Origin of the sequence: Bacteroides graminisolvens (assembly GCF_963666085.1) — a bacterium.
GTDB lineage: Bacteria > Bacteroidota > Bacteroidia > Bacteroidales > Bacteroidaceae > Bacteroides > Bacteroides graminisolvens.
Genome location: NZ_OY762556.1, coordinates 224582 through 249879 on the forward strand (window position 1 = coordinate 224582; position 25298 = coordinate 249879).

25 protein-coding genes and 2 tRNA genes are annotated in these 25298 nt (G+C 39.2%); 14 read left to right on the top strand and 13 right to left on the bottom strand.

Going from position 1 to position 25298, the window contains the following annotated elements; genetic code table 11:
* Positions 1-52: 52 nt before the first annotated feature.
* Together panD and panC are read right to left on the bottom strand one after the other, a co-directional pair.
* Positions 53-406, bottom strand: a complete 354-nt coding sequence (gene panD, locus ACKPCE_RS01020) for an aspartate 1-decarboxylase (protein ID WP_024996266.1) — start codon at positions 404-406, stop codon at positions 53-55.
* Between the two features lie 21 nt (positions 407-427).
* Positions 428-1276, bottom strand: a complete 849-nt coding sequence (gene panC / locus ACKPCE_RS01025) for a pantoate--beta-alanine ligase (protein WP_276965319.1) — start codon at positions 1274-1276, stop codon at positions 428-430.
* Between the two features lie 247 nt (positions 1277-1523).
* Between panC and ACKPCE_RS01030 the strand changes: the two genes are divergently transcribed.
* Positions 1524-2348: a glycogen/starch synthase gene (locus ACKPCE_RS01030; RefSeq protein WP_319503880.1), complete on the top strand. Its 825-nt coding sequence runs from the start codon at positions 1524-1526 to the stop codon at positions 2346-2348.
* A gap of 24 nt (positions 2349-2372) precedes the next feature.
* Positions 2373-3803, top strand: coding sequence for a DUF4270 domain-containing protein (locus ACKPCE_RS01035; RefSeq protein WP_319503881.1), 1431 nt, complete (start codon positions 2373-2375; stop codon positions 3801-3803).
* Between the two features lie 102 nt (positions 3804-3905).
* Here ACKPCE_RS01035 and ACKPCE_RS01040 read toward each other — a convergent pair whose 3' ends face one another.
* Genes ACKPCE_RS01040 through ACKPCE_RS01050 form a run of 3 tightly spaced genes read right to left on the bottom strand, consistent with a single transcriptional unit; the run spans position 3906 to position 8477 of the window.
* A complete protein-coding gene (locus ACKPCE_RS01040; RefSeq protein ID WP_319503882.1) occupies positions 3906-5234 on the bottom strand; it encodes a glycoside hydrolase family 57 protein in 1329 nt (442 codons plus the stop codon).
* A 25-nt stretch (positions 5235-5259) separates the two neighbouring features.
* Positions 5260-6525, bottom strand: coding sequence for a glycosyltransferase family 4 protein (locus ACKPCE_RS01045; RefSeq protein WP_319503883.1), 1266 nt, complete (start codon positions 6523-6525; stop codon positions 5260-5262).
* A gap of 11 nt (positions 6526-6536) precedes the next feature.
* A complete protein-coding gene (locus ACKPCE_RS01050) occupies positions 6537-8477 on the bottom strand; it encodes a glycogen debranching enzyme N-terminal domain-containing protein (RefSeq protein WP_319503884.1) in 1941 nt (646 codons plus the stop codon).
* A gap of 164 nt (positions 8478-8641) precedes the next feature.
* On the opposite strand from ACKPCE_RS01050, the gene ACKPCE_RS01055 reads away from it, so the two are divergent.
* Positions 8642-9295 carry a rhomboid family intramembrane serine protease gene (locus tag ACKPCE_RS01055; RefSeq protein ID WP_319503885.1) on the top strand — a complete coding sequence of 218 codons (654 nt, stop codon included), beginning with the start codon at positions 8642-8644 and terminating at the stop codon, positions 9293-9295.
* 340 nt (positions 9296-9635) lie between these two features.
* Here the strand turns inward: ACKPCE_RS01055 and ACKPCE_RS01060 are convergent, their stop codons facing one another.
* A complete protein-coding gene (locus ACKPCE_RS01060) occupies positions 9636-10232 on the bottom strand; it encodes a MarC family protein (RefSeq protein WP_319503886.1) in 597 nt (198 codons plus the stop codon).
* 158 nt (positions 10233-10390) lie between these two features.
* Here ACKPCE_RS01060 and ACKPCE_RS01065 point away from each other — a divergent pair, with 158 nt between their 5' ends.
* Positions 10391-11080, top strand: coding sequence for a Crp/Fnr family transcriptional regulator (locus ACKPCE_RS01065; protein ID WP_319503887.1), 690 nt, complete (start codon positions 10391-10393; stop codon positions 11078-11080).
* A gap of 92 nt (positions 11081-11172) precedes the next feature.
* Here ACKPCE_RS01065 and guaA read toward each other — a convergent pair whose 3' ends face one another.
* Together guaA and mscL are read right to left on the bottom strand one after the other, a co-directional pair.
* Positions 11173-12696 carry a glutamine-hydrolyzing GMP synthase gene (gene guaA / locus ACKPCE_RS01070; RefSeq protein WP_319503888.1) on the bottom strand — a complete coding sequence of 508 codons (1524 nt, stop codon included), beginning with the start codon at positions 12694-12696 and terminating at the stop codon, positions 11173-11175.
* A gap of 53 nt (positions 12697-12749) precedes the next feature.
* Positions 12750-13187, bottom strand: coding sequence for a large-conductance mechanosensitive channel protein MscL (gene mscL / locus ACKPCE_RS01075; RefSeq protein WP_276965342.1), 438 nt, complete (start codon positions 13185-13187; stop codon positions 12750-12752).
* Between the two features lie 136 nt (positions 13188-13323).
* Between mscL and gap the strand changes: the two genes are divergently transcribed.
* The 6 genes from gap to ACKPCE_RS01105 all read left to right on the top strand — a co-directional run bounded on the left by gap (position 13324) and on the right by ACKPCE_RS01105 (position 19816).
* Entirely contained in the window at positions 13324-14334 is a 1011-nt protein-coding gene (gene gap / locus ACKPCE_RS01080; protein WP_024996276.1) for a type I glyceraldehyde-3-phosphate dehydrogenase, read from the top strand.
* Between the two features lie 170 nt (positions 14335-14504).
* A complete protein-coding gene (locus ACKPCE_RS01085; RefSeq protein WP_319503889.1) occupies positions 14505-16601 on the top strand; it encodes a M3 family metallopeptidase in 2097 nt (698 codons plus the stop codon).
* Between the two features lie 4 nt (positions 16602-16605).
* The gene (locus tag ACKPCE_RS01090) at positions 16606-17121 is read left to right on the top strand and encodes a DUF4847 family protein (protein WP_277638870.1); all 516 of its coding nucleotides are present in this window, start codon (positions 16606-16608) and stop codon (positions 17119-17121) included.
* Between the two features lie 12 nt (positions 17122-17133).
* Positions 17134-17583: a deoxycytidylate deaminase gene (locus ACKPCE_RS01095; RefSeq protein WP_024996279.1), complete on the top strand. Its 450-nt coding sequence runs from the start codon at positions 17134-17136 to the stop codon at positions 17581-17583.
* A gap of 36 nt (positions 17584-17619) precedes the next feature.
* Positions 17620-19359 (top strand): S41 family peptidase, encoded by a 1740-nt coding sequence (locus ACKPCE_RS01100; protein WP_319503890.1) that lies wholly within the window; start codon positions 17620-17622, stop codon positions 19357-19359.
* Positions 19271-19816, top strand: a complete 546-nt coding sequence (locus ACKPCE_RS01105; RefSeq protein ID WP_319503891.1) for a 5-formyltetrahydrofolate cyclo-ligase — start codon at positions 19271-19273, stop codon at positions 19814-19816. Before ACKPCE_RS01100 ends, ACKPCE_RS01105 begins: the two co-directional genes overlap by 89 nt.
* 11 nt (positions 19817-19827) lie before the next feature.
* On the opposite strand, the gene ACKPCE_RS01110 is transcribed toward ACKPCE_RS01105, so the two are convergent.
* Both ACKPCE_RS01110 and recF read right to left on the bottom strand, forming a co-directional pair.
* Positions 19828-20118, bottom strand: coding sequence for a DciA family protein (locus ACKPCE_RS01110; protein ID WP_276965352.1), 291 nt, complete (start codon positions 20116-20118; stop codon positions 19828-19830).
* 1 nt (position 20119) lies between these two features.
* On the bottom strand, positions 20120-21226 hold the full coding sequence (gene recF / locus ACKPCE_RS01115) for a DNA replication/repair protein RecF (RefSeq protein ID WP_319503892.1): 1107 nt from the start codon (positions 21224-21226) through the stop codon (positions 20120-20122).
* Positions 21227-21386: 160 nt separating this feature from the next.
* On the opposite strand from recF, the gene ACKPCE_RS01120 reads away from it, so the two are divergent.
* The 4 genes from ACKPCE_RS01120 to ACKPCE_RS01135 all read left to right on the top strand — a co-directional run bounded on the left by ACKPCE_RS01120 (position 21387) and on the right by ACKPCE_RS01135 (position 22881).
* Positions 21387-22070 carry a tetratricopeptide repeat protein gene (locus ACKPCE_RS01120; RefSeq protein WP_319503893.1) on the top strand — a complete coding sequence of 228 codons (684 nt, stop codon included), beginning with the start codon at positions 21387-21389 and terminating at the stop codon, positions 22068-22070.
* Positions 22071-22191: 121 nt separating this feature from the next.
* The gene (gene ribH, locus ACKPCE_RS01125) at positions 22192-22686 is read left to right on the top strand and encodes a 6,7-dimethyl-8-ribityllumazine synthase (RefSeq protein ID WP_024996285.1); all 495 of its coding nucleotides are present in this window, start codon (positions 22192-22194) and stop codon (positions 22684-22686) included.
* A 30-nt stretch (positions 22687-22716) separates the two neighbouring features.
* Positions 22717-22799: transfer RNA gene (locus tag ACKPCE_RS01130), tRNA-Tyr, on the top strand.
* A gap of 9 nt (positions 22800-22808) precedes the next feature.
* A tRNA-Gly gene (locus tag ACKPCE_RS01135) sits at positions 22809-22881 on the top strand.
* Between the two features lie 44 nt (positions 22882-22925).
* Here ACKPCE_RS01135 and ACKPCE_RS01140 read toward each other — a convergent pair.
* Genes ACKPCE_RS01140 through truA form a run of 3 tightly spaced genes read right to left on the bottom strand, consistent with a single transcriptional unit; the run spans position 22926 to position 25269 of the window.
* On the bottom strand, positions 22926-23567 hold the full coding sequence (locus ACKPCE_RS01140; protein WP_319503894.1) for a DUF3256 family protein: 642 nt from the start codon (positions 23565-23567) through the stop codon (positions 22926-22928).
* 9 nt (positions 23568-23576) lie between these two features.
* Complete coding sequence (locus ACKPCE_RS01145) at positions 23577-24476, bottom strand: DMT family transporter (protein ID WP_276965369.1); 900 nt, start codon at positions 24474-24476, stop codon at positions 23577-23579.
* Between the two features lie 31 nt (positions 24477-24507).
* Positions 24508-25269, bottom strand: a complete 762-nt coding sequence (truA, locus tag ACKPCE_RS01150) for a tRNA pseudouridine(38-40) synthase TruA (RefSeq protein ID WP_319503895.1) — start codon at positions 25267-25269, stop codon at positions 24508-24510.
* Positions 25270-25298 lie beyond the last annotated feature (29 nt).

Consider the following 25298-nt stretch of genomic DNA (forward strand, 5'->3'; position numbering starts at 1 on the left):
CTTTTCAGGATGCCTTCTTCTTTTTTATGGTTTAATAGTAAGCCTATTTATTTCACTTAACAACACTATTTGTTGTTGGATCAGGGAATATAACAATAGGTTTAAATTGTTTCGCTTCCTCAAAATCCATCATGGCGTATGACATGATTATGACAATATCATCCGGCTGTACCTTTCTAGCTGCCGCACCATTCAAACAAATCATGCCAGATCCTCGCTCACCTTTGATTACATAGGTTTCAAAACGCTCACCATTATTATTATCAACAATATGTACCTTTTCACCTGCAATCATGTTGGCTGCATCCATAAGATCTTCATCAATTGTGATGCTCCCCATATAATTCAAGTTTGCTTCTGTTACACGGGCACAATGAATTTTCGACTTCAACACTTCAATCATCATAAGGTTTGGTCCATTTTAAATTTAAACTTCTTTGTACTTAATGTTATCGATGAGACGTATTTCACCACAAAAAACAGTAATGCATCCTACAGCATAAGGCGTCTCATCCCAACTTTCAATCCGTTGCAACTTGTATCCGTCTACTATTTCAAAATACTCCAGGTCTAACCCGGGAGCTTTCTTGATAGCCTCTTCAACAAACTGTAATGTTTCACTCACCGTATGAGTGGCTGCAAAGGTACGACTTTTAAATAATGTATCAGATATTTTTAAAGCATTTTCACGTTCCAGAGAAGAAAGGCGTGCATTTCTACTGCTAAGTGCAAGTCCATCGCTCTCACGAATGATGGGGCAACCCACTATTTCAATTGGATAATTCATCTGCTTAACCATTTCCCGAATTATAGCCAATTGCTGAAAATCCTTCTCACCAAAATAAGCCCTATTCGGCTCAACAACGTCAAACAGCTTACTGACTATTTGGCAAACACCATTAAAATGACCCGGCCTGAATGCACCCTCCATTACAACATCCAAAGGTGGGTAACTAAACTGCCTTTGATCGGGTTCGGGATACATTTCCAGAACAGAAGGAGCAAACACCAAAGTTGCTTTATTTGCCTCCAACAACACACAATCGGCATCTAATGTACGCGGATATTTAACCAAGTCGTTCTTATCGTTAAATTGAGTCGGATTAACGAAAACGCTAACAACCGTTATATCATTCTCTGTTACACTGCGTTTCACCAGTGACGCATGACCCTCATGCAAAGCTCCCATAGTAGGCACTAAACCTACTGATTTACCTTGAATCTTCAGCTTTGCTAACTTATCTCTGAGATCCTTTATAGTATGAATAACTTCCATTTCATTCGTTTTATGACAGATTATCTTTTCAAAAAACACTGCAAAATAAACCATTATTTACCACATAACGAAAGAATACGGTAAATTAATGCAGCTTATGTTATATCCAGTGCATACATAAGCAAAGTATTATTAACTGATTTACAAAGAGTTAACATATCACAAGTAATTATAGAGCCGTCCGACTTGTATTAATGCCCTTTTTTTTTTATATCTTTGCAGAATATTTACGAGAATGATTGTTATTATGGCAAAAGCTAATAAAGTTTTATTCATTACACAAGAGATAACTCCTTACGTTGCAGACACTGAAATGGCAAATATAGGACGATATCTTCCACAAGCAATACAGGAAAAAGGAAGAGAAATCAGAACTTTTATGCCTAAATGGGGAAACATAAACGAACGTAGAAATCAACTACATGAAGTAATTCGACTTTCCGGGATGAACCTGATTATTGATGATACGGATCATCCGCTCATCATAAAGGTGGCTTCCATTCAAGCAGCACGAATGCAGGTATATTTCATTGACAACGATGATTATTTTCAGAACAGATTGCAGACATGCGATGAAAACGGTTTGGAATATGAAGACAATGATAGCCGCGCTATTTTTTATGCCAGAGGAGTTCTGGAAACAGTAAAAAAGCTCAGATGGGTTCCTGATGTAATTCATTGCCACGGATGGCTAACTGCCTTGGCACCGTTATACATAAAAAAAGCTTATGCAGACGAACCTTCGTTTAGAGATACTAAAGTAGTATTTTCTGTGTATGGTGAAGATTTTAAAAGCACATTCAAAGAAGATTTCCCTTCTCAACTGATGCTCAAAGGAGTTGGTGCAGATGATATTAAAAGTTTAAGCACGCCTGTAGATTACACTTCATTAATGAAGCTGGCCATCGACTATTCTGACGGAGTAATCCAAAACAGTGAATCTGTTAATGAGGAGGTTATGAATTACGCACGTCAATCGGGCAAGTTAGTACTTGATTATCAAACTCCGGAGGCATTTCATGATGCTTGTGACGAATTTTATGATAAAGTTTGGGAGTCAGAAAACAAATAGGAATAACTTAACGATAATATAACCATGAAAATAAAACATCTGTTAATGGCGTTGTTGGCATCTGCAATTTACAGTTGCGATGACACCACAGGTAGTTTGGGTCTTGATATGTTGCCCGGAAGTGACAATGTCAATGTCTCCTCTACTAGTTTCGATGTAACAACCAAATCAATACTCTCAGGTCCTGTATTTGCCAAAACCGATATTGGTTATGTAGGAAAATATACGGATCCGGACTTTGGTTACTTTGAATCGGGATTTCTTACTCAGCTAAACTGTACAGATAGCCTTCAATTTCCTTTCGGTGTAATGGCAGGCGATACAGCTCATTTAGCTGAACTCGTTTTATTTTACGATAGCTATTTCGGAGACTCATTAAACGCTTGTAAAATGAGCGTTTATGAATTAAATAAAGTATTGGATAAAAGCCACTATACGAATATTAATCCGGATAATTACTACAATAAGTCGACCGGGTTAATAGGAAGCAAATCATATAGTGCGGTAGATCTTTCTATTAGTGATTCTATAAGAAACAGTTCAAACTATAGTAAATATGTTCGTTTCGTACTACCCAAGTCATTTGGAAATGACATGATCAAACTCAACAAAGAGCATCCTGAATATTTTTATAATGCAGATGCCTTTATCAAAAATGTGTTTAAAGGGTTATACGTAAAGAGTGATTACGGAGACGGTACTATTTTATACATCAACCACGTAAACCTCAACATTATCTACAATAGTCATTACACTGACAGCCTTGGCAACTTCTTAAAAAAGAAAGACGGAACCGATTCCTTGTACTATGGAAAAAGGACTTTTGCCGCTACAAAAGAAATTATTCAGGCCAATCAATTTAAAACGTCTCAAAAGTTAGCTGAAAAAGTAAACGAAAAGGATTGGACATATCTCAAATCACCTGCCGGTATATTTACTGAAGTAACGCTCCCTGTGCAACAGATTGCTGACCAATTAAGTAAGGACACATTAAACACCGTTAAACTTTCAATCAATAATTATCATCAAGAGAAAGTAAATCAATACAGCTTACTTGCTCCTAAATACATGTTACTTGTCAGAGAAAAGGATGCAACATCATTTTTTGAGAAGAATGAAATCATTGACAATATAACATCTTATTTAGCTGTTCACAATAACTCAAAGAATAATAACTATACATTCGGTAACCTTTCCCGATTGATAAGTACTTGTATTGCAGAGAAGAAAGCGGCAAAGGAAAAAGCAGGTAAAAATTGGGATGAGCAACAATGGCTCAGTCAGAATCCTCTTTGGAACAAGGTCGTTCTGATTCCTGTAAATGTGACTGTTGACAATAACAGCAATAACATTAATCGCATACAACATGACTTGAGTCCGGCTTCAGTTAAGTTGGAAGGTGGTGAAAACAATAAATTAAAATTGGAAGTAACGTACACCAAATTCCCCAAATAGCTAGTCATCGGTTAGAATAATAACATATTCATATAAGTAATCCCATCAATGATACGATTGTAACTTTGATGGGATTATTATATAAAGCCTATAAAACAGAACTTATTCTACAACCTCCGTATTAGTTCCCTTCTTTTTACCGGCAGCCTTTTTACTGCGTAAACGATCCAATTCTTTGTGCAGTTCACTCAACTCCTCGCCTTGGTTACGAATAGTAGTCAGCAAGGAATTAAGTTCCTCATTATCCATATCTTCAGGGTATAACGCATTGACTCTGGTTATGAAATCGCCTAGAATATTCATATAATTAGTGAACGCATCATACGCAGAATCATAAATACCTCTATAAACAGGAAGACCGGTGTTCTTTGTAGTCATAAAGCGGAAGTTATTGCTGGCCTGCAAATAATCCCAATCTTGCTTAATACGCCTGTCATTACACAAATAGACTCTTTCTGCAATACTATACAACTTATTAAATGCTTCACGCTGCAATACATTACCCAACCAAGGACTTATATCGCGTTCTTCGTCAACCCACGATATAGGATAAGGAACATCCAGTTGAGAAACCGACTTCAATTTAGAAACGATCTCTGTAGGCGTTGAGAAGTTAATGCCTTTAGCTTTTGCACATCCCGGTAAAGCCTTTAAAAACTCTAATATATTAGAAGATAAAGGCTGCGACATGCCTAAGGCCGATAATTCCATAAAGACGTTGACTATTTGCTCGTCTTGAGGCAAAGCGTCAATCCAATTAATGTATTTATCAGCAAACAGAGGATATTCACTCCATTCCGAATTAGAGAAACGCAAACTGATATCATCCGAGAGTTTAAAATCACGCAATAAAAGTTTCAACGAAGGAGCCTGATTGCAATGATACATGTAATGAGGACTTTTCCAGCCAAGAATATATTTTGCACCTTCAGTAAGCATCCCTTTGAATCCCATCGAAGCAACTACCGCCCCAATATCATCCGAATAAATCAAGCTTGAATTGCGAAACACCTTGGGAGCCTTTCCGAACAACTGTTTTATCTTCTGACTCTGCCTTAAAACCTCCTCCTTGAAACACTCTTCGTTGATTAAGGAAGATAGTCCATGTGAATAAGGCTCAGCCAAGAACTCACAGCAGCCGGTATCGTTCAGCTGATGTAGCAAATCAATTACTGCGGGAGCGTGAATTTCCAATTGTTCCAAAGCCACACCGGACACAGACAAGGCAACCTTAAATGTGTTATCTGAATTTCTGACCATTTCAATTAACGTATTCAGTGCCGGGATATACGATCTCTCAGCCACCTCGTTAATGCTTGATTCATTCACAAAATCATCATAGTAATAATGATCCTTACCTATATCAAAAAAACGGTAACGTTTTAAGTGAATAATTTGGTGTATTTCAAAATAAAGACAGATTGTTCTCATATTCTATCTATTGTTTTCGTTATTATCAATATTTAGTTAACACATCCTCATAAATGCGGCGCACCTTGTGCCCAACATTCTCCCATTTAATTTCATCAACTTCTCGCTTCCCTTCCACTTTGAGGTATTCATACAAAGCCGGATAAGTACAAATAGCATAAATAGCATCGGCCATGGCCTGAATATCCCAATAATCAGTTTTGATACATTTCTCTAAGATTTCTGCACAACCCGACTGTTTGGAAATAATAGTAGGCACACTACATTGCATCGCCTCCAAAGGAGAAATGCCAAAAGGCTCTGACACCGAAGGCATTATGTACACATCACTCGCTTTAAGCACTTCGTATACCTCATGTCCTTTCATGAAACCGGGGAAATGAAAACGGTCGGCTATTCCTCTTTGGGCAGCCAATCGAATCATTTGATTCATCATGTCACCGTTGCCGGCCATCACAAAGCGAACGTTCTTAGTCTTTTTCAAAACAAGAGCAGCAGCTTCAACAAAATACTCCGGACCTTTTTGCATGGTGATTCGTCCCAAAAAAGTAACAATCTTCTCTCGTGGATTTTTTTTGGGAACAATATCGATGATATCTTGTGAAAGGGGAGACACGGCATTATGTACGGTAGATACCTTTTTGGGATCTTGAAAATACTTATGTATCACCGTCTGCCGGGTGAGTTCGCTCACACACATAATGTGATCGGCCAGATCCATTCCATTCTTTTCTATGGCATAAACCGTAGGATTGACATTACCCCTGCTGCGATCAAAGTCAGTTGCGTGCACATGGATAACCAAAGGTTTGCCGCTCACTTGCTTAGCATGAATGCCGGCAGGATAAGTCAGCCAGTCGTGTGAGTGAATTATGTCATACTGTTGCTGACGCGCAACCACTCCGGCTACTATTGAATAGTTATTTATTTCCTCGTATAGATTATCAGGATACTTTCCCGAGAACTCAATGCACCCCAGGTCATTGGTATACAGATAATTAAAATCGGCATAAATATGATCACGCAAGTCATAATACAGTTGCGGATCCATATAAGCCCCTACTCTACTCTTCACATGCTCCCAGTTAACATCACGCCAAACAACCGGCGTGCTGTTCATACCTATTATTTTCAAGAAACTTTGATCTTCATCACCCCATGGTTTAGGAATACAAAATGTGATTGATAAATCATTCTGTATGGCCATGCCCTTAGTCAACCCATAGCTTGCAGTTCCCAAACCACCAAGAATATGAGGGGGGAATTCCCATCCAAACATTAATACTTTCATATCCGCCCCTCCTAAAAATTATATTTCGACAATAGTTTTAATATTCTCAGCATCTCCGCCACATTCATTGCAAAAGAAACAGCTCCCCGACCCTTGAACGGTGGATTACCGTCAAACAGTTCAGGCAATGAACCGATGCAGTGATTAGTCATTTCATCTTCAAAGCCAATCAGTTGCCTTTCAACAAACGATATGCCACTTATTTTATAGATTTTAAGATAAGCTTCCATGTAAAAGCCCATCAGCCAAGGCCAAGCGGTTCCCTGATGGTAAGCACTATCCCGTTCTCTTTGAATTCCTACGTAATTGGGGTTATAGCCCACACTCTTAGGGCTCAGACTTCGTAAACCTTTGGGGGTAAGCAGTTCCTTGGTTACTATATCCAAAACCTGTTTCTTTTGAATTTTATCCAGTGGAGAATAATCAAAGGCAACCGTAAAAATCATATTCGGACGAACGCTCCAATCCATCATGTTACCATCAACAAAATCAAGCAGATATCCATATTCATTACGGAATGTTTCAACAAAAGACGCTGCCATTTTCTGCGCCAGGGCGTCCAACGTATCGGCTAAAGAAGGATTTTCATCTTCTCTTAACATATCGGCCACAAATCGCAATGCATTATACCACAAAGCATTCACCTCCACAACATAACCGGTGCGGGGAATAACCGGATGACCGTCAATGGTAGAGTTCATCCACGTAACAGGTTTATTCGCCCCATGCGTGTAAAGCAAACCGTTGTCATGCAAAAACAAGTTATTGTGCTTACCCTTTCTGATAAAATCAATAATTTCCAGCAGCAAATCGCCATACTTTATCCGGCATTTTTCTCTTGTGGTTTCTTTGGCATATTGCTGTAAGGCCCAGACAGCCCATAATAATACATCCGGATCATCTAATTCGTATATTTTGCAATCGGCAGGAATGTTATTCATGTAGCAACGCAGTGTTTTCTGAGCTGTTTCCATTACATGTTCAAACTCCTCAGGCTCATCAATTGCCAAAGTCAGTCCTGGTAAAGACACAAACAAATCGCGTGCTCTACACTTAAACCAAGGATAACCGGCTAGTATATAATGGCAATCACCCTGTTTGTTATGAAACTGATGAGCTGAGTTTTTCAAACAATGATAAAAGCTATCACGCGGCGTACGGTCATTCACTTCATGCTGAAATATCTGTTTCAACTTATTAGTCGACACATCGGATATTCCGGCGGAAAAAACCACGCTTTCACCTTTCTTAATATCTACCTCAAAAAATCCGGGTACATAGAGATCCTCGTTAAAGTCGTACCCTCGCTCCTGTTCTTTGGGGTATTCAATACCCCGATACCAATCGGGTTCAAAATGAAATTCATTCTTCTTGTTCACTTGCATAAAAAGTTCCGGATAACCGGGATACATGCACGTTTTAATTCCATTTTCAACTACCTGATACTCCTTGTTCACCTCATTGTTTTCGTGCGTATATTGCCGCACACTTCTAAAGGCCAAGAAAGGCCTCAATCGCAACTTGGTAGCCGAATGTGCCTCTACAAGCGTGTATCTGATCAGGATTCTATTCTCATGGTGTACAAAAACTTTTTCTTTGGTAAGGAGTACTCCACCAACACGGTAAGTTGTAACCGGAACTTTCTCACAATCAAATTCACGGATGTATTTATGTCCTTTCGGGCTAAAATTATTTCCCTGATACTTATGTAGTCCCAAATTAAACTCTGCACCATGCTGAATTACCGTTTCATCAAGAGAAGAGAGCAGCACATGATTTTCTTCATCCAACTCAGGGACAGGAATGACAAGCAATCCATGGTATTTTCGTGTGTTACAGTCAACTATTGTTGTACAATGATAAGCTCCCGATTTATTTGTCCGAAGAATTTCTCTGGGCAGAGATTCCTCCAGATTAAGCATAAGGGTCTTGTCGAATCGTAAATAGCTCATAGTCTGCACTATTAAAAAGGTTAATTTAAATGCCACGCGGCAATATTATTGTATTCTCCAAAAATACAAATTATACGAAGAAGTCGAAATAAAAAAGCCGATTATTTTCATTTTTATTGTAAATATTCGTAGCATTGTGTAGCCAATCACATAAAAAGACGATTATGAAAGTTGAAATACAAAGATTAATTCTTTCTCTGGTTATTCCGTTGCTTTTACTTTTGATGCTATACGCTATTAAGATATTGGAAGTAGGTATGGGATGGGATTTGTCACACTTTGGCATATACCCTTTACACGTCAAAGGAGTCGTAGGAATTATAACTTCTCCGTTGGTTCACAGTAGCTTCAGCCATTTAATAGCTAATAGTTTCCCGCTTTTATTTCTTACGTGGTGTTTATTTTATTTCTATCATTCCATAGCAATCCAGATACTTACTGCCTTATGGATAAGCAGTGGTTGTTTTACTTTCATCATAGGAAGTCCCGGTTGGCATATCGGTGCTAGCGGACTCATTTACGGGTTGGTCTTTTTCCTTTTCCTTAGCGGTGTAATCCGCAAGTACCCTCCATTGATTGCCATTTCGCTCCTGATTACATTTCTATACGGGGGCATTGTGTGGAGTATGTTTCCGTTCTTTGTGAAAGCCAATATTTCTTGGGAAGGTCATTTAAGCGGAGGAATAACCGGAATGATACTCGCATTACTTTTCAAGAGCTACGGTCCACAAAAAAGGATCATAACCGATGATGAAGAAAGTAACACTGACATTGAAACGGAAGAAGAAAGTGACCGAAATGAGCAAGACGCTACATGAAATGCATGAAAAAAAGTATCACCAAGTATCACCAATCTTATAACAAATTGACAATCAGAGCATTCCGTGTGACACTTGGCTAAAAAAAAGTGTCACCAAGTATCACCAAGTGTCACCAACTTTTCGACAGTGATTCCTTACAAACATATCACTATTTAGCTTTTATATATAAGAGTTTTAATCGGCATGCTTCTACGATTTATTTTGCAGGTGAGTAAATTTCGTCTCCACCCCGGTGTACACAGTTTGTACACCCCCATGTACAGCCTTTGTACACCCCGGTCTACAAAGACCCTACACCCGGGTGTATAAAGAATTTCTTGACGTGGAAAAAAAATATCTATTTGTTGAGAGCCTCCATAAGCAAGGTTATGTTGGCAGTAAACAGTCTGACAGAGATAGCTAACAAAATAATTCCAAAGAATTTTCGGATGATATAAATCCCTCCTTTTCCCAGAAATCGTTCCACCCGGTCAGTCATCTTAACCACAAAATAAACCCAAACCATGTTAAGTATCAAAGCCAGAATGATATTAAAGCTATCATACTCGGCCCGAAGTGACAAAAGAGTTGTAAATGCACCAGCCCCAGCCAACAAAGGGAAAACCAACGGCACCAATGTTGCTTCTTTAATAGGTCCTTGATTCTTGAAAATCTCTACATCGAGCAACATTTCCAATGACATCAGGAAAATGACGAAAGCACCTGCAACGGCAAACGAGGCAATGTCAACATGAAAAAGCTTCAGCATCATATCTCCCGCATAAAAGAAGCCAAGCAGAAGAAGAAATGATATAACCGTAGCTTTCATGGCATTAACTCCCTTCCCTCTTTGTTTGAGATTAATGATAATAGGAATTGAGCCAATAATATCAATTACGGCGAATAATACAATAAAAGCACTGACAAGCTCCTGAAGATCGAATCCTATAAACATATTACCTCCTTTTTGATTGCAAATATAGGTAATTTTTATGCAGAAACAATACAATATAGCTGCAAACTTAAGAAATGATAAAAAAACAAAAAACTGAACTTAATAATAACAAAAGGAATCTATTTTACTTACATTTGTCTAAAATAAAAAAAACCTTTATGGAAACAATGTACGACACACTTCTTCAGTTGCCTTTATTTCAAGGCCTTTGCCACAATGACTTTACGGAAATACTTGAAAAAGTAAAGATACACTTTGCCAAATATCAGGCAGGAGACACAATCCTTACTCAAGGTGACGTTTGTGATAAATTGGTTTTCCTGTTAAAGGGAAAAATTTCTTCGAACACTATTTCGGCAGATAAAGTATATACATATATAGAGTATATTGAAGCACCCTACCTTATTGAGCCCCATTCGCTTTTTGGAATGGAAGTGGCGTATAACTCTACTTATATGGCTGAAGGAGAGGTCAATATCATTAGCATTGATAAACCTTTTGTTTTAGAGGAACTTTCAAAATACGAAATATTCCGAATCAATTACCTGAACATAATTAGTAGCAGGGCACAGTTGTATTATAAACGGACTTGGGAATCAAGTGTTAAAAATGTGGCCCAACAAATTTTAGACTTCATTGTGATGCGCTCTGAAAAGATTATGGGCGAGAAGTTATTAAAAATACGCATGGAAGACTTTGCCGAATACATTGATGAAACGAGGTTAAGCGTTTCCAAAGAGCTGAGAAAGTTTGAAGAAGCCGGATTGCTTACCATTGGCAGAAGCACCATTCAGATTTTTGATTTAGAAAAATTGGTCTTATGGGTTGATGAGCACAAAGACGAGTGATTGAGTACTTAGTAGCAACATAAAAAGAGACCGGATCTTTTCGACATACGAAAGAATCCGGTCTCTTTTTATTATATTCTATACATTTTCACTTACTCCCATTCAATGGTTGCAGGTGGTTTTGAACTAATGTCATACGTTACACGATTAACGCCTTTCACCTTATTAATGATGTCATTGGATACTTTCCCCAGAAATTCGTAAGGAAGGTGAGCCCAATCGGCCGTCATAGCATCAGTGGATGTAACTGCACGAAGAGCAACCGCTCTTTCATACGTACGTTCATCGCCCATCACTCCAACTGATTGGACGGGCAATAAAATGACGCCGGCCTGCCACACCTGATCATAAAGGTCCCAATCACGCAAGCCTTGAATGAATATATCATCAGCATCTTGCAAAATACGCACCTTTTCCGGCGTAATATCTCCTAAGATACGTACTGCCAGCCCAGGTCCGGGGAACGGATGGCGTTTAATGAGATGCTCCGGCATACCCAACTCACGTCCAACTCTTCTTACCTCGTCCTTAAACAGTAAACGTAAAGGTTCGCATAACTTCAAATTCATCTTCTCGGGCAAACCGCCTACATTGTGGTGGCTTTTAATAACCGTACCGGTTATTGAAAGAGACTCAATGCAATCCGGATAAATAGTACCTTGCGCAAGCCATTTTACATCCTTTATCTTGTGAGCTTCCACATCGAAAACATCGATAAAGCCTTTGCCTATAATCTTTCTCTTAGCTTCAGGCTCGGATACTCCTGCCAATTCACTAAAAAATTTCTCGCTGGCATCAACTCCAATTACATTTAGTCCCAGACATTTATAGTCATTCAAGACATTAGCATATTCATTCTTACGCAACATACCGTGATCTACAAAGATACAAGTCAGGTTACCACCTATGGCTTTATGAAGCAAAACGGCAGCTACGGATGAATCAACACCGCCGCTTAGCCCTAAAACAACTTTATCATCACCTAATTGCGCTTTCAATTCAGCCACTGTGCTTTCAATAAAAGAAGCAGGCGACCAGTCCTGTTTACATCCGCACACATCAACCACAAAGTTTTTTAAGATTTGCGTTCCGTCTTCCGTATGAAAAACCTCGGGATGAAACTGAACTCCCCACACCTTTGCATCGGCTACTTCATAAGCAGCAATAGCAACTTTGTCAGTCGAAGCAATAATTTTGAAATTATCGGGTATGGCAGTAATCGTATCACCGTGACTCATCCAGACTTGTGAATTGTTTCTCACCCCTTTAAACAGAATGTTACCGGAATCAAGACTTGCCAAGTGAGCACGACCGTATTCACGTGTGCCGGCAGGCTCTACTTTGCCTCCATTGACGTACGAAATAAATTGCGCGCCGTAGCAAATTCCCAATATAGGGTATTTTCCCCATATCCCTTCCATATTAATTTTAAACGCTGCATCGTCATAAACAGAGAAAGGACTACCCGACAGGATAACCCCTTTTACGCTCGGATCTTCTTTGGGAAACTTATTATAAGGTACAATTTCGCAATAAGTGTCGAGCTCGCGAACCCTGCGTCCAATAAGCTGTGTAGTTTGAGAACCGAAATCAAGTATAATAATTTTTTCTTGCATATAGAAGATATGTTTTGAAGTTTGCGCACAAAAGTACGCAAAATATCACGATTTTACTTCTTTTCTTTCAGTAAATCGCGAATTTCAGTCAACAATAGCTCTTCTTTACTTGGCGCTGGAGGCGGTGGAGGCGTTTGTTCGACCGCTTCCTGTTTGCGTGACATCTTATTTATAAGTTTAATAAACATAAAAATGGAGAATGCGATAATGATAAAATCAAAAGTCGCCTGCAAAAAGTTACCATAGTTTAATGTAACGGCTGCTGCTTCTTTTCCATCGGCACCTATTTCGGCCGCTTTCATTACCCATTTCAAATCTACAAAGTTAACACCTCCAACCAGCAAACCGATGGGTGGCATAATCACATCTGCAACAACAGAAGATACTATTTTGCCAAATGCACCGCCAATGATTACACCGACTGCCAAATCAATCACATTGCCCTTCATGGCAAAAGATTTAAAATCCTGAAGCAAATTGTTTTTTCCCATTTTTTTTGTTTTTAATATTAATTTGTGCACTAATATAAAAACATTTTTTTAATTTTGCACCGCATTAAGTTGAAATATGAAGTCTTTCTACATATTTTGAATAAATATTATTAGAACCCTTAAAAGTTTAAACAAAATGATTAAAGTAGGTATTAATGGATTTGGCCGTATCGGACGTTTCGTTTTCCGTGCTGCTCAAACAAGAAATGACATTGAAATCGTAGGTATTAATGACCTTTGCCCTGTTGATTACTTGGCTTACATGCTGAAGTACGATACTGTACATGGTCAGTTCAAAGGTACAATCGAAGCTGACGTAGAAAAAAACCAGTTAATCGTTAACGGTAAAGCTATCCGCATCACAGCTGAAAGAAACCCTGCAGATCTGAAATGGAACGAAGTTGCTGCTGAATACGTTGTAGAATCTACTGGTTTATTCTTATCAAAAGAAAAAGCACAGGGTCACATCGATGCAGGTGCAAAATACGTAGTGATGTCTGCTCCTTCAAAAGACGATACCCCTATGTTCGTTTGCGGTGTTAACGAAAAGACTTACGCTGGTGAAACATTCGTTTCTAATGCATCTTGTACTACTAACTGTTTGGCTCCTATCGCTAAAGTATTGAATGACAAATTCGGTATCACAGACGGTTTGATGACTACAGTTCACTCAACTACTGCAACTCAAAAAACAGTTGACGGTCCTTCTTTGAAAGACTGGAGAGGTGGACGTGCTGCTGCTGGCAACATCATCCCTTCATCAACTGGTGCTGCTAAAGCTGTAGGTAAAGTAATTCCTGCACTTAACGGTAAACTGACAGGTATGTCAATGCGCGTTCCTACTTTGGACGTTTCTGTAGTTGACTTAACTGTAAACTTAGCAAAACCTGCAACTTACGCAGAAATCTGTGCAGCAATGAAAGAAGCTTCTGAAGGCGAATTGAAAGGTATCCTTGGTTACACAGAAGATGCAGTTGTTTCTTCTGACTTCTTAGGCGATCCTCGTACTTCTATCTTCGATGCTAAAGCAGGTATCGCTTTAACTGATACTTTCGTTAAAGTTGTATCTTGGTATGACAACGAAATTGGCTATAGCAACAAAGTTCTTGACTTGGTAGCTTACATGGCTTCAGTTAACAACAAGTAATTATACGCTGTATTACTTATAATGAAACTGCTTCGGAGCTTCCGAAGCAGTTTTTTTTTGCAACTTACCTAATACTTTGTTAAAAAACTATTCTTATCAGCTTAAATAAAGCACAATTTTAGTATGTTTGTATCTTGAAAATAAGTATAAACAATTAATCTACGGATTATATGAGACGAATTGCACTATCTCTTTTTTTATTTTGCACTGTAAATATGATAAATGCCCAAAATCCTTTTTTCGAAAAGTATAATACTCCGCATCAAACCGTACCGTTTGATAAAATAAAAAATGAACATTATGAACCGGCCATGCTCGAAGGAATAAAACTTCATGAAGCAGAGATTGAGGCCATCATCAATAACCCTGAAGCACCCACTTTTGCCAACACAATAGTAGCTTATGAAAAATCCGGAAAATTCCTGGATAGAGTTACTACGGTATTTGGAAATCTTCGTAGCGCTGAAACGAATGATGATTTGCAAAAGATTGCTCAAAAAATGATTCCTTTATTAAGCGAGCACAGCAATAACATCAGCTTGAATGAAAAGTTATTTCAACGCGTAAAAGCGGTTTATAAGCAAAAAAGTAAATTGTCGCTGACCATTGAGCAAGCTAAATTGTTGGATGACATCTACGATGGTTTTGTGCGACGGGGAGCCAACCTACAAGGAGAAGCACGCAATAAATACAGAGAGTTAAGTAAAAAACTCAGCACATTAACGCTTCAATTTGGAGAGAACAACCTGAAAGAAACAAACAACTTCCAACTGGTTCTCACACAAAAGGAACAACTAGCCGGATTACCCGAGGGGATTGTTGAAGCAGCCGCACAAACAGCCCGCGAAAAAGGAGTTGAAGGTTGGGTCATCACTCTTCATGCACCTAGTTATGTTCCTTTTATGACTTATGCAAGTAACCGTGAGCTACGAAAAGAACTCTACATGGCATATAATACCAAATGTACTAAAGACAATGAATTCAACACGCTTGAAATCGTTAAAGATTTAGTGAACATACGTATGCAAATAGCTCAATTGCTAGGATATAAAAGCTATGCGGATTATACGTTGAAAGAGCGCATGGCCGAAAACAGTAAGAATGTTTATAAGTTATTGGATCAGCTACTCGATGCCTATACTCCTACAGCTAAGGCAGAATATAATGAAGTACAGGAGTTAGCGCGTAGTACTCAGGGTAAAGAGTTTCGCCTCATGCCTTGGGACTGGTCATACTATTCTGATCAATTGAAAAATAAAAAGTTCAGCCTGAACGACGAGATGCTTCGCCCTTACTTTGAATTGAGTAATGTAAAAGAAGGTGTCTTCGGACTTGCCACTCGATTATATGGTATTACTTTCCGTAAAAATAACGAAATCCCGGTTTATCATCCGGATGTTGACGCTTACGAGGTATTGGATAAGGACGGAAGTTTCTTAGCTGTTTTATATACTGACTTCCACCCGCGTGCCGGTAAACGTGCCGGTGCATGGATGACCAGCTTTAAGGGTCAATGGATTGATGACCAAACAGGAGAAAACAGTCGTCCGCACATAACATTGGTCATGAATTTCACTAAACCCACCGAAAGTAAACCAGCTTTATTAACATTCGATGAGGTCAATACTTTTCTTCATGAATTCGGTCACGGTTTGCATGGTATCTTTGCCAACACTCATTATGAGAGTCTGAGCGGAACAAGCGTTTATCGTGACTTTGTGGAACTTCCATCGCAAATAATGGAGAACTTTGCAGTTGAAAAGGATTTCTTGAGCACTTTTGCCAAACATTATCAAACTGGCGAGATAATTCCCGACACTTTGGTGCAACGCATTATAGATTCATCTAACTTTAATGTTGCTTACGCTTGTCTGCGCCAAGTTAGTTTCGGCTTACTCGACATGGGCTGGTATACCCGAACCGCACCTTTTACCGGCGATGTGAAGGCATACGAACAAAAGGCATGGGAGAAAGCGCAGATTTTACCCGTAGTTGAGGGCACTTGCATGAGCGCTCAGTTCTCACACATATTCGCCGGAGGATACTCTGCCGGGTATTACAGTTACAAATGGGCGGAGGTTCTGGATGCCGATGCTTTCTCTCTTTTTATGCAAAAAGGAATATTTAATCAGGAAGTTGCACAGTCATTCCGTAACAACATTCTATCAAAAGGAGGAACAGAGCATCCGATGACGCTTTACAAGCGATTCCGCGGACAAGAACCTACTATTGACGCTCTCCTGATTAGAAATGGAATAAAGAAATAAAAAAATGAAAAACAGGTGTTTGTTCATATTGTTATGTATACTTCCCATGCTCTGCGGATGCAATGAGAGTGACGATGTAGTCAGAATCTTCACTGGGAAAACCTGGAAGTTAACGGATGTGTTGGATGGTGGCACTTATATTGTTCGTAATCCGTATGATGCTTCAAGCAACCCCGGTTATTGGAGTAGCAACGAAGCCAAAGAAGCGTCTATCAAGTTATTAGAGGCTGAAAATAATTTCACCATAACTTTCACAGGCGTTCTCACAAATAAGACAATAAGTGGTGGCATATCCGGAAGAGCAGCCAGTACTTCTTTTACCGGTTCGTGGAGTGCAGACGCTGAAAGCAACTATTTTACTGCTAAACCATCTTCAACTTCAGATAATGATGCACTGGGTAGGGCCTTTTTAAATGGTTTGAACAACGCAACTTCTTACAAAGGTGACGAGAACAACCTGTATATTTATTTTAAGGAAGGACAAAGAACAAGATGCTTATTGTTTCACGTCCAAGAATAAAGTTGAGAATACATGGAAGCACCAAACAAACAATTAGAATTAGACATGCGTTATATACGCATGGCCAAAATATGGGCAGAAAACTCTTATTGCGAGCGCCGCAAAGTTGGTGCGCTAATCGTTAAGGATAAAATGATCATATCCGACGGATACAATGGAACTCCGTCGGGTTTTGAAAACATCTGTGAAGACGAAAACAACGTAACCAAACCTTACGTATTGCATGCAGAAGCTAATGCCATAACCAAAATAGCACGTTCAAACAACAGTAGCGATGGTGCTACCATGTACGTGACCGATGCCCCATGCATTGAATGTGCCAAATTAATCATTCAGGCAGGCATCAAAAGACTTGTGTACTCGAAGGAGTACCGGGTAGAAGACGGAATTAATTTATTAAAAAGGGCTGGCATCGAGGTTATTTACCTGAACCCCGATAAAAGTGACTCCATAACCGACTAAGTAATCAGGGACAAACGTTCAAATTATATTAAGGACATGCGTACAAAAAACTCTTCACGGTTTATACCCATTGTAATTGCAATCAGTGTAGTTATTGGAATTCTTATTGGAACTTTCTATGCAAAACATTTTGCCGGAAACCGATTGGGCATCATCAACAGCTCGTCAAACAAACTAAATGCTTTGCTTCGAATCGTTGACGATCAGTATGTTGATACGGTAAACATGACCGATTTGGTTGAGAAAGCACTTCCGCAAATATTAGCAGAACTGGATCCGCACTCTACTTACATACCGGCAAAAGATTTGGCGGAAGTCAACTCCGAATTAGAGGGAAGCTTTAGCGGTATTGGCATTCAATTTACCATTCAGGATGACACCATACATGTAAACAGTGTTATTCAGGGTGGTCCTTCTGAAAAAGTGGGGCTCATGGCAGGCGATCGTATTGTATCTGTGAACGACACGGCATTTGTGGGAAAGAAAGTAACCAATGAACTTGCCATGAGAAAGCTCAAAGGGCCTAAAGGCAGTGAGGTTAAATTAGGTATTAAACGAATGAGCGAAAAAGAGGTTCTTCATTTTTCAATTATCCGTGGAGAGATTCCTCAAAATACAATTGATGCTGCTTATATGATTTCCGATAATTTTGGATACGTGCAAATAAGCAAGTTTGGACGCACCACACACGTTGAATTGTTAAATGCAATAGCCCAACTCAGTCACAAGAACTGTAAAGGACTGATTATTGACTTACGGGGCAATACGGGCGGATACATGGAAGCTGCCATTCGCATGGTAAACGAATTCCTGCCCGAAGGACGGCTGATTGTATATACGCAAGGGCGTAAATATCCACGAACCGACGAATATGCTAACGGCACAGGCAGTTGCCAGAAAATGCCTATTGTAGTACTCGTCGATGAAGGTTCTGCTTCTGCCAGTGAGATATTCGCAGGGGCTATTCAGGATAATGACAGAGGGGTTATCATCGGAAGACGCTCTTTTGGTAAAGGATTGGTTCAGCAGCCTATAGATTTCAGTGACGGTTCGGCTATACGCCTTACGATAGCTCGTTATTATACTCCCGCAGGTCGTTGCATACAACGTCCTTATGAAAATGGAAAAGATCAGAATTATGAAATGGATTGGCTAACTCGTTACGAACACGGTGAATTCTTCTCCAGAGACAGTATCAAACTGGATGAGAAATTACGGTATTCAACCACTCTAGGCCGTCCTGTATACGGAGGTGGAGGCATTATGCCCGATATTTTTGTTCCACAAGACACAACAGGGGTCAGCTCTTATTTAACAAGTGTATTGAACAAAGGACTAACCATTCAATTTACCTTCCAGTACACAGATAAAAACAGAGACAAAATGGCCCAATTTGAAGATGAGACAACCTTACTGTCGTATCTTCGTCGCCAAAACATAGTAGAACAATTTGTGCGTTACGCAGAAACGAAAGGGATTAAAAGAAGAAATATTTTGATACAGAAATCCCATAAACTATTGGAAAGAAATATCTATGGCAATATCATTTACAATATGCTTGGAAAAGAATCTTATATTAAGTTCTTCAACAACAGCGATGCAACTGTAAAAAGAGCGATTCAAATTCTTGAAAAGGGAGAATCATTTCCTAAAGCACCGGCTAATGCCAACCAACCAAAAATAAAAAATGAAAGAAAGAAAAAAAGAACTGCGCAAGCTGATAGCAGAGGAGAAAGCCAAGTACTCCGCCTCTATGCTGAAAGATCTTTCTGCTGATATACTTTTACAGCTCGAAAAGCACCCCGCTTTTCGAGCTGCAAAAACCGTACTTCTCTATCATTCAATGAAAGACGAAGTATACACTCACAGCTTTATTGACAAGTGGACAGATAGCAAACAAATAGTGCTTCCCGTAGTAGTGGGTGACACATTGGAAATACGTAGTTACGAAGGAATTGATAGCATGAAACCTGGTCCTTACGGCATTCTTGAACCTATAGGTACTGTTTTAGACAATTATTCATCTATCGATTTAGTGGTTGTTCCCGGTGTGGCTTTTGATCGGGAAAGAAATCGTTTAGGGCATGGGAAAGGATATTACGACAAAATACTTCCTCAACTAGCAGCCTATAAAATCGGAATCTGCTTTCCTTTCCAATTGGTAGAGAAAGTACCAGCCGACTCATTTGACGTAAAAATGGATGCTATCATAGTTGGAGCGTCTGAGATATAAAGCCCAAAGGTTTAACGAAAGATGATGTTTGTGATAACAGTTGCCCCTACGTGATTATTTAAATTGCGAACAAGAATTTCTCTCCCCATCATCAACTCCTGGCGAAGTACTGAAGAAGTCAGATGAACATACAATATCTGATTTTTTATAAACAATTCTTTGGTATAGAAATTTATGGTAGGACCCAAAACCTCTTTCCAAGCGGCCATGAGTCGCTGTTCATTCAACGGAGCCTCCAAACTCTCCTGTCTTAGAAACTGCTGAATTAATTTTCCAATCTGTTCTGCGTCATTTCTTTTCATGTCAGTTCTCCTTCATCAATTGAACCTCACCCTTTTCAACTAAAAACATGCTATGATCACTCTCCAAGTTCAAAAGAATTTGATCTAAATGCTCCCGGTTCGTATCTGTTATAAATATTTGTCCAAAACTGTCACCCGATACTAGTTTCACAATTTGTTCCACTCGTGAAGCATCCAGCTTATCAAATATATCATCGAGCAATAATAAGGGAACAGAACCTCCGGTTCTTTTTAAAAAATCAAACTGAGCCAGTTTCAGGGCCACGAGATATGTTTTATTTTGCCCCTGCGAACCTTCCCGTTTTATAGGAAAATCACCGAGCAACATATTTAGTTCGTCTTTGTGGATACCCTTAAGAGAGTAGCCCATAATTTGGTCTTTCACTCTGCTTTCTTTAATGACTTCTAACAACGAGTTGCCAGAGGCGTGTGAATCATAAGACAAACCCACCTTCTCTTTGTCTTGTGAAATAAAAGAATAGAAAGTCTGGAAGATGGGAATAAATTCACGTATAAACTGCTCACGTTTACGACATACCATTTCACCGGCAGTAGCCATTGCTTCTTCCCAAATAAAAAAAAGTTCTTCCTCAACCGGGAATTCACTTTTCAACAACGTGTTACGTTGCGCCATGGCTTTATTATAACGAATCAGATTTTCCAGATAATCTTTGTCATATTGAGAAATAACCACATCCATAAACCTCCGTCTTTCTTCGCTGCCACCAGCTATCAAATCGGCATCGGCAGGCGAAACCATAACCAATGGCACAAATCCGATGTGATCCGACAAACGGGAATACTCCTTTTTATTTCGCTTAAATTGCTTTTTTGATCGTTTCTTCATCCCACAATAAACTTCCTCAGGAGATCCATCCTCAGCTTCATAAAAACCTTGGATAACAAAAAAGTCCTGCTCATGTCGGATGTTCTGCGAATCAACCGGATTGGCGGCACTTTTACAGAAGGATAAAAAATAAATGGCATCGAGCAAGTTGGTCTTCCCCATTCCGTTCTGTCCGAAAAAGCAATTCAGCTTAGCAGAAAAGTTCAACTCAACCTGTTCCAGGTTTTTATAATTTAAGATAGAAATTCGTTTCAAAATCATAAGCAACATAAACTTAGGTTACAAAAGTAGCAAGAATTTCGAGGTTTTAGGTTACTAAAGAAAAAAAGATGGCTCTAAATTTCCTTTATATATATAAAAAAACTACTTTTGCTGACCGAAATATCTGGTTTGAAAAACAACAAAAAAATATTAAAATAAAATGGCAGATAAAAAGAACCACCACGAATCCTTAAATGTAGAAGAGGCATTGAGCGTATCTGAAGCATTTATCGTTAAACACAAAACCGCAATTATTGGCTTTGTTGCAGGCGTTATTATTTTAGTAGCCGGTGCTTTAGCATACAAACACTTATATGCTGAGCCTCGTGAAGAAAAAGCTCAAGCCGCTATTTTCAAGGGTCAGGAGTATTTTGAGCAGGATGCTTATGATATTGCACTGAATGGTGACAGTTTGGGTTACCAAGGTTTCCTAAAAATTGCAGATCAGTTCAGTGGGACATCCACAGCTAATCTGGCCAAAGCATACGCCGGTATCTGTTACAAGAACTTAGGTAAATACGATGAAGCATTGAAACAATTGGAAAGTTTTGACGGTGATGATCAAATGGTAGCTCCTGCTATTCTTGGTGCAACAGGTAACTGCTATGCCGAACTTGGACAATTAGATAAAGCCTCTTCTATCTTGCTGAAGGCAGCAGATGAGGCAGACAATAATACATTGAGCCCTATTTTCCTTATGCAGGCTGGTGAAATATTGGTTAAACAAGGCAAATTTGATGATGCAGTAACTGCTTATACAAAGATAAAAGATAAATATTTCCAGTCTTATCAGGCTATGGATATTGATAAGTACATTGAGCGTGCTAAACTTCTGAAGAAATAAGAAGCAAGTTCCATTACTTATTGTGTAGCGCAGATTTCCGCAGATACTGAATCTACGAAGATCTGCGCTATTTATTTTAAAACATACTCATACAACTAATTAAATTAATATAATTCAGATTATGGCAACAGCATATCATAACTTATCAGATTACGACTTTAGCTCGGTACCTGATGCTTCTGAAATGAAATTCGGCATTGTTGTATCCGAATGGAATAGCCAAATAACAGGCGCTCTGTTAAACGGTGCAGTTTCAACACTGAAAAAGCACGGAGTCAAGGAAGATAACATTCTCGTAAAAACAGTACCCGGAAGCTTTGAATTAACTTTTGGTGCCAATCAAATGATTGAGAGCACAGAGGTCGATGCGGTTATTGCTATCGGATGCGTTATTAAAGGAGACACTCCACATTTTGATTATGTTTGCATGGGCGTAACTCAAGGCATTACTCATTTAAACGTAACTGGCGATATACCAGTCATTTACGGATTGATAACGACTAACACCCTAGAGCAGGCAGAAGACAGAAGTGGTGGAAAGCTAGGAAATAAAGGGGATGAATGTGCAATTACTGCAATAAAAATGATCGATTTTGTTTGGAGTTTAAATAAATAATCGTATCTTTGCACCGCATTAGAAAACAAAGGGCAAATACCAGAGTGGCCAAATGGGGCAGACTGTAAATCTGCTGGCTTACGCCTACGGTGGTTCGAATCCATCTTTGCCCACTTCTAATTGCGGAAGTAGCTCAGTTGATAGAGCATTAGCCTTCCAAGCTGAGGGTCGCGGGTTTGAGCCCCGTCTTCCGCTCAAAAGAGAATCTGAAAACAGATTCTCTTTTTTTATATCCACAATTAACGTTTCACGAAGATCTTTCTATCGCTAACCCACTCAAAAGCCAAAGGCTTAGATAAAAAGCTTTTCACCTTATCAGCAATTTCCTGACTCAAGTAATCAGTAGTAGTCATGCTAAAGGTTAGCGTATCATCTTCTTTATTTAAAGAAGCCTTCATCAAGAATAAGTCAGCTGCATCTCTGGCCTCTGTGTATTCCAACTGTTTAGTAGAATCTGGATTTAAAAAGAAATCATCCATAACGGGCAATAGAATAAATTGTGATGCGGGTAGTTCTTGCCAATCGGTTGTATAAAACCTTATTTCGCTATCACAAGCCGGTGCGCACGCTGTAGAAATCGCGCAAACAATCTTTGTTGAATCTGTGGTAGCCAACAACTTCATTTGCCAATCACTCTGTTCAGTCATCTTCATACGAATGTAATCAACAGATAGATCTGTCATTTCCGACGTATTACCAAACTTGTTTTTCACCTGCGCCCTCATTTTGCTATCAAGAAAATCAATGCAATCTTCTCTATTCACTTTCGTGAGCAAAGGCATCAGCGAATCGGGCATGTTAATAAAAACAGTTCGTGCATCCTGCGCCTGCGCGAATAAAGCCAGAAACAAAAGAAATGATCCTAGTAAGCTCTTTTTCATATCTATTTTTTATTTTGATCCCAAATATAAGAATATCATACCGATTAGTACCAGTATAAGGTCAACTGCTTTACTTTTTAAATTCTTTTCACGGAAGAACATCGCTCCAAACAAGAAAGATACAACAACGCTTCCACGTCTCACCATGGAAACAATGGAAATCATCGAATCGTCGAAACTAAGCGCATAGAAATAAACGAAATCGGCAGCTGAAAGAAAAATTGAAATAAGCAAGATGGCCCAGTCCCATCTGAACGGAGTGGTTTCCTTTCGTTTAGGCCACCACAATAAAGCCAAAATAGGGCACATAATAAATACCTGATATACATTGTACCAAGACTGCACCACCATCGGATTAAACTGTCTCATCAAAAACTTATCATACAGTCCACTAATTGCCCCTGTTATGGCAGCCAAGACAATAAAGAATATCCATTTGTTATGTGCAAAATCGATCCCTTCTTTCTTTCCTGATCGACTCAACATAAAAAACGAGAGAATAGCAAGCATCACCCCAACCCATTGATAAAGATTAAGACGTTCACCAAACAGCAGCATGGCGCCCACTAAAACCATTACAGGACGAGTAGCATTAATAGGCCCCACAATGGTAAGTGGCAAATGTTTCATCCCAAAATAACCAAATATCCAGGAAGAAAGTACGATAAACGATTTGATGATTATAAACTTATGCACATCCCAGCCAACTAGAGGTACATGAAAAAGGGTGCCTTCAAGTATGGAAGGAGCGATAGCGGATAATCCGATAAAAGGCAAGAAGATAAGACTTGAGAATAAAGTATTGAGAAACAAAACCGGCAAAACGGCATTCTCTTTCAGCGAATGTTTTTTAAAGACATCGTAAAAGCCTAGTAGAACAGCCGAAAGAAAGGCAAATAATAACCACATTTTTACTATATTTATTTATATAAAACGAAAATCAGTCAATAAACAAATTTTCTGGATACTCCACATTAACCAAAAAAAGAGCCTGACCGGGAGCTGAAGTGCCCGCTTTACCGCGATCTTGCAGTTCTATTACCTGCTTAAAATCTTGAACGGTCATTTTACCTCTGCCCACTTCAAGCAAAGTGCCCACAATAGCCCGAACCATATTACGCAAAAAACGATCGGCCCGAATTGTAAAGACCCAAGTCACTTCGTCGGCCTGAGTCCACTCAGCCATCGTTATGCGACAAATGTTTGTTTTTACGTCCGTATGCAATTTACTAAAACTGGTAAAATCGGAGTAGCCAAATAATTCTTGAGCAGCTTCATTCATCCTTTTAAAATCAAGGTTTCCATGAATACGGCAACGATATTGGCGATTAAACGGATTCTTAGAAGTGGTAATATAATACTTATAGGTACGTGCAGTAGCATCAAAACGTGCATGTGCGTCAGATTTCACTCTTCGAACCTGATAAACTGAAATATCAGGAGGTAATAAACGATTCAGTTTATCTGCAACCAACTCTACATCCAAATCATCTCCTTCAAAGTCAAAATGTGCAACCATCAACGTGGCATGTACGCCAGCATCCGTTCTTCCGGCACCAATCACCTCAATTTCACGTCGCAGGAAAGTGGCAAGTGCTTTTATTAAACATTCCTGCACACTAATCCCATTAGGCTGAATTTGCCATCCGTGATAGTTTGTTCCATCATACGCCAAATAAATAAAATATCTCTGAGTTGCCATTTCTTCAAGTTAAGGAGAATAAATAATCA

Bases quoted from the DNA above. Each gene is read 5' to 3' on its own strand.
- ACKPCE_RS01145 (WP_276965369.1), bottom strand. From the start codon at position 24,476: ATGTGGTTATTATTTGCCTTTCTTTCGGCTGTTCTACTAGGCTTTTAC.
- truA (WP_319503895.1), bottom strand. From the start codon at position 25,269: ATGGCAACTCAGAGATATTTTATTTATTTGGCGTATGATGGAACAAAC.
- ACKPCE_RS01085 (WP_319503889.1), top strand. From the start codon at position 14,505: ATGAGACGAATTGCACTATCTCTTTTTTTATTTTGCACTGTAAATATG.
- ACKPCE_RS01095 (WP_024996279.1), top strand. From the start codon at position 17,134: ATGGAAGCACCAAACAAACAATTAGAATTAGACATGCGTTATATACGC.
- panD (WP_024996266.1), bottom strand. From the start codon at position 406: ATGATGATTGAAGTGTTGAAGTCGAAAATTCATTGTGCCCGTGTAACA.
- ACKPCE_RS01110 (WP_276965352.1), bottom strand. From the start codon at position 20,118: ATGAAAAGAAATGACGCAGAACAGATTGGAAAATTAATTCAGCAGTTT.
- ACKPCE_RS01035 (WP_319503881.1), top strand. From the start codon at position 2,373: ATGAAAATAAAACATCTGTTAATGGCGTTGTTGGCATCTGCAATTTAC.
- ACKPCE_RS01040 (WP_319503882.1), bottom strand. From the start codon at position 5,234: ATGAGAACAATCTGTCTTTATTTTGAAATACACCAAATTATTCACTTA.
- ACKPCE_RS01060 (WP_319503886.1), bottom strand. From the start codon at position 10,232: ATGTTTATAGGATTCGATCTTCAGGAGCTTGTCAGTGCTTTTATTGTA.
- gap (WP_024996276.1), top strand. From the start codon at position 13,324: ATGATTAAAGTAGGTATTAATGGATTTGGCCGTATCGGACGTTTCGTT.
- ACKPCE_RS01100 (WP_319503890.1), top strand. From the start codon at position 17,620: ATGCGTACAAAAAACTCTTCACGGTTTATACCCATTGTAATTGCAATC.
- ribH (WP_024996285.1), top strand. From the start codon at position 22,192: ATGGCAACAGCATATCATAACTTATCAGATTACGACTTTAGCTCGGTA.
- ACKPCE_RS01050 (WP_319503884.1), bottom strand. From the start codon at position 8,477: ATGAGCTATTTACGATTCGACAAGACCCTTATGCTTAATCTGGAGGAA.
- mscL (WP_276965342.1), bottom strand. From the start codon at position 13,187: ATGGGAAAAAACAATTTGCTTCAGGATTTTAAATCTTTTGCCATGAAG.
- recF (WP_319503892.1), bottom strand. From the start codon at position 21,226: ATGATTTTGAAACGAATTTCTATCTTAAATTATAAAAACCTGGAACAG.
- ACKPCE_RS01045 (WP_319503883.1), bottom strand. From the start codon at position 6,525: ATGAAAGTATTAATGTTTGGATGGGAATTCCCCCCTCATATTCTTGGT.
- ACKPCE_RS01055 (WP_319503885.1), top strand. From the start codon at position 8,642: ATGAAAGTTGAAATACAAAGATTAATTCTTTCTCTGGTTATTCCGTTG.
- guaA (WP_319503888.1), bottom strand. From the start codon at position 12,696: ATGCAAGAAAAAATTATTATACTTGATTTCGGTTCTCAAACTACACAG.
- ACKPCE_RS01120 (WP_319503893.1), top strand. From the start codon at position 21,387: ATGGCAGATAAAAAGAACCACCACGAATCCTTAAATGTAGAAGAGGCA.
- ACKPCE_RS01065 (WP_319503887.1), top strand. From the start codon at position 10,391: ATGGAAACAATGTACGACACACTTCTTCAGTTGCCTTTATTTCAAGGC.
- panC (WP_276965319.1), bottom strand. From the start codon at position 1,276: ATGGAAGTTATTCATACTATAAAGGATCTCAGAGATAAGTTAGCAAAG.
- ACKPCE_RS01090 (WP_277638870.1), top strand. From the start codon at position 16,606: ATGAAAAACAGGTGTTTGTTCATATTGTTATGTATACTTCCCATGCTC.
- ACKPCE_RS01140 (WP_319503894.1), bottom strand. From the start codon at position 23,567: ATGAAAAAGAGCTTACTAGGATCATTTCTTTTGTTTCTGGCTTTATTC.
- ACKPCE_RS01030 (WP_319503880.1), top strand. From the start codon at position 1,524: ATGGCAAAAGCTAATAAAGTTTTATTCATTACACAAGAGATAACTCCT.
- ACKPCE_RS01105 (WP_319503891.1), top strand. From the start codon at position 19,271: ATGAAAGAAAGAAAAAAAGAACTGCGCAAGCTGATAGCAGAGGAGAAA.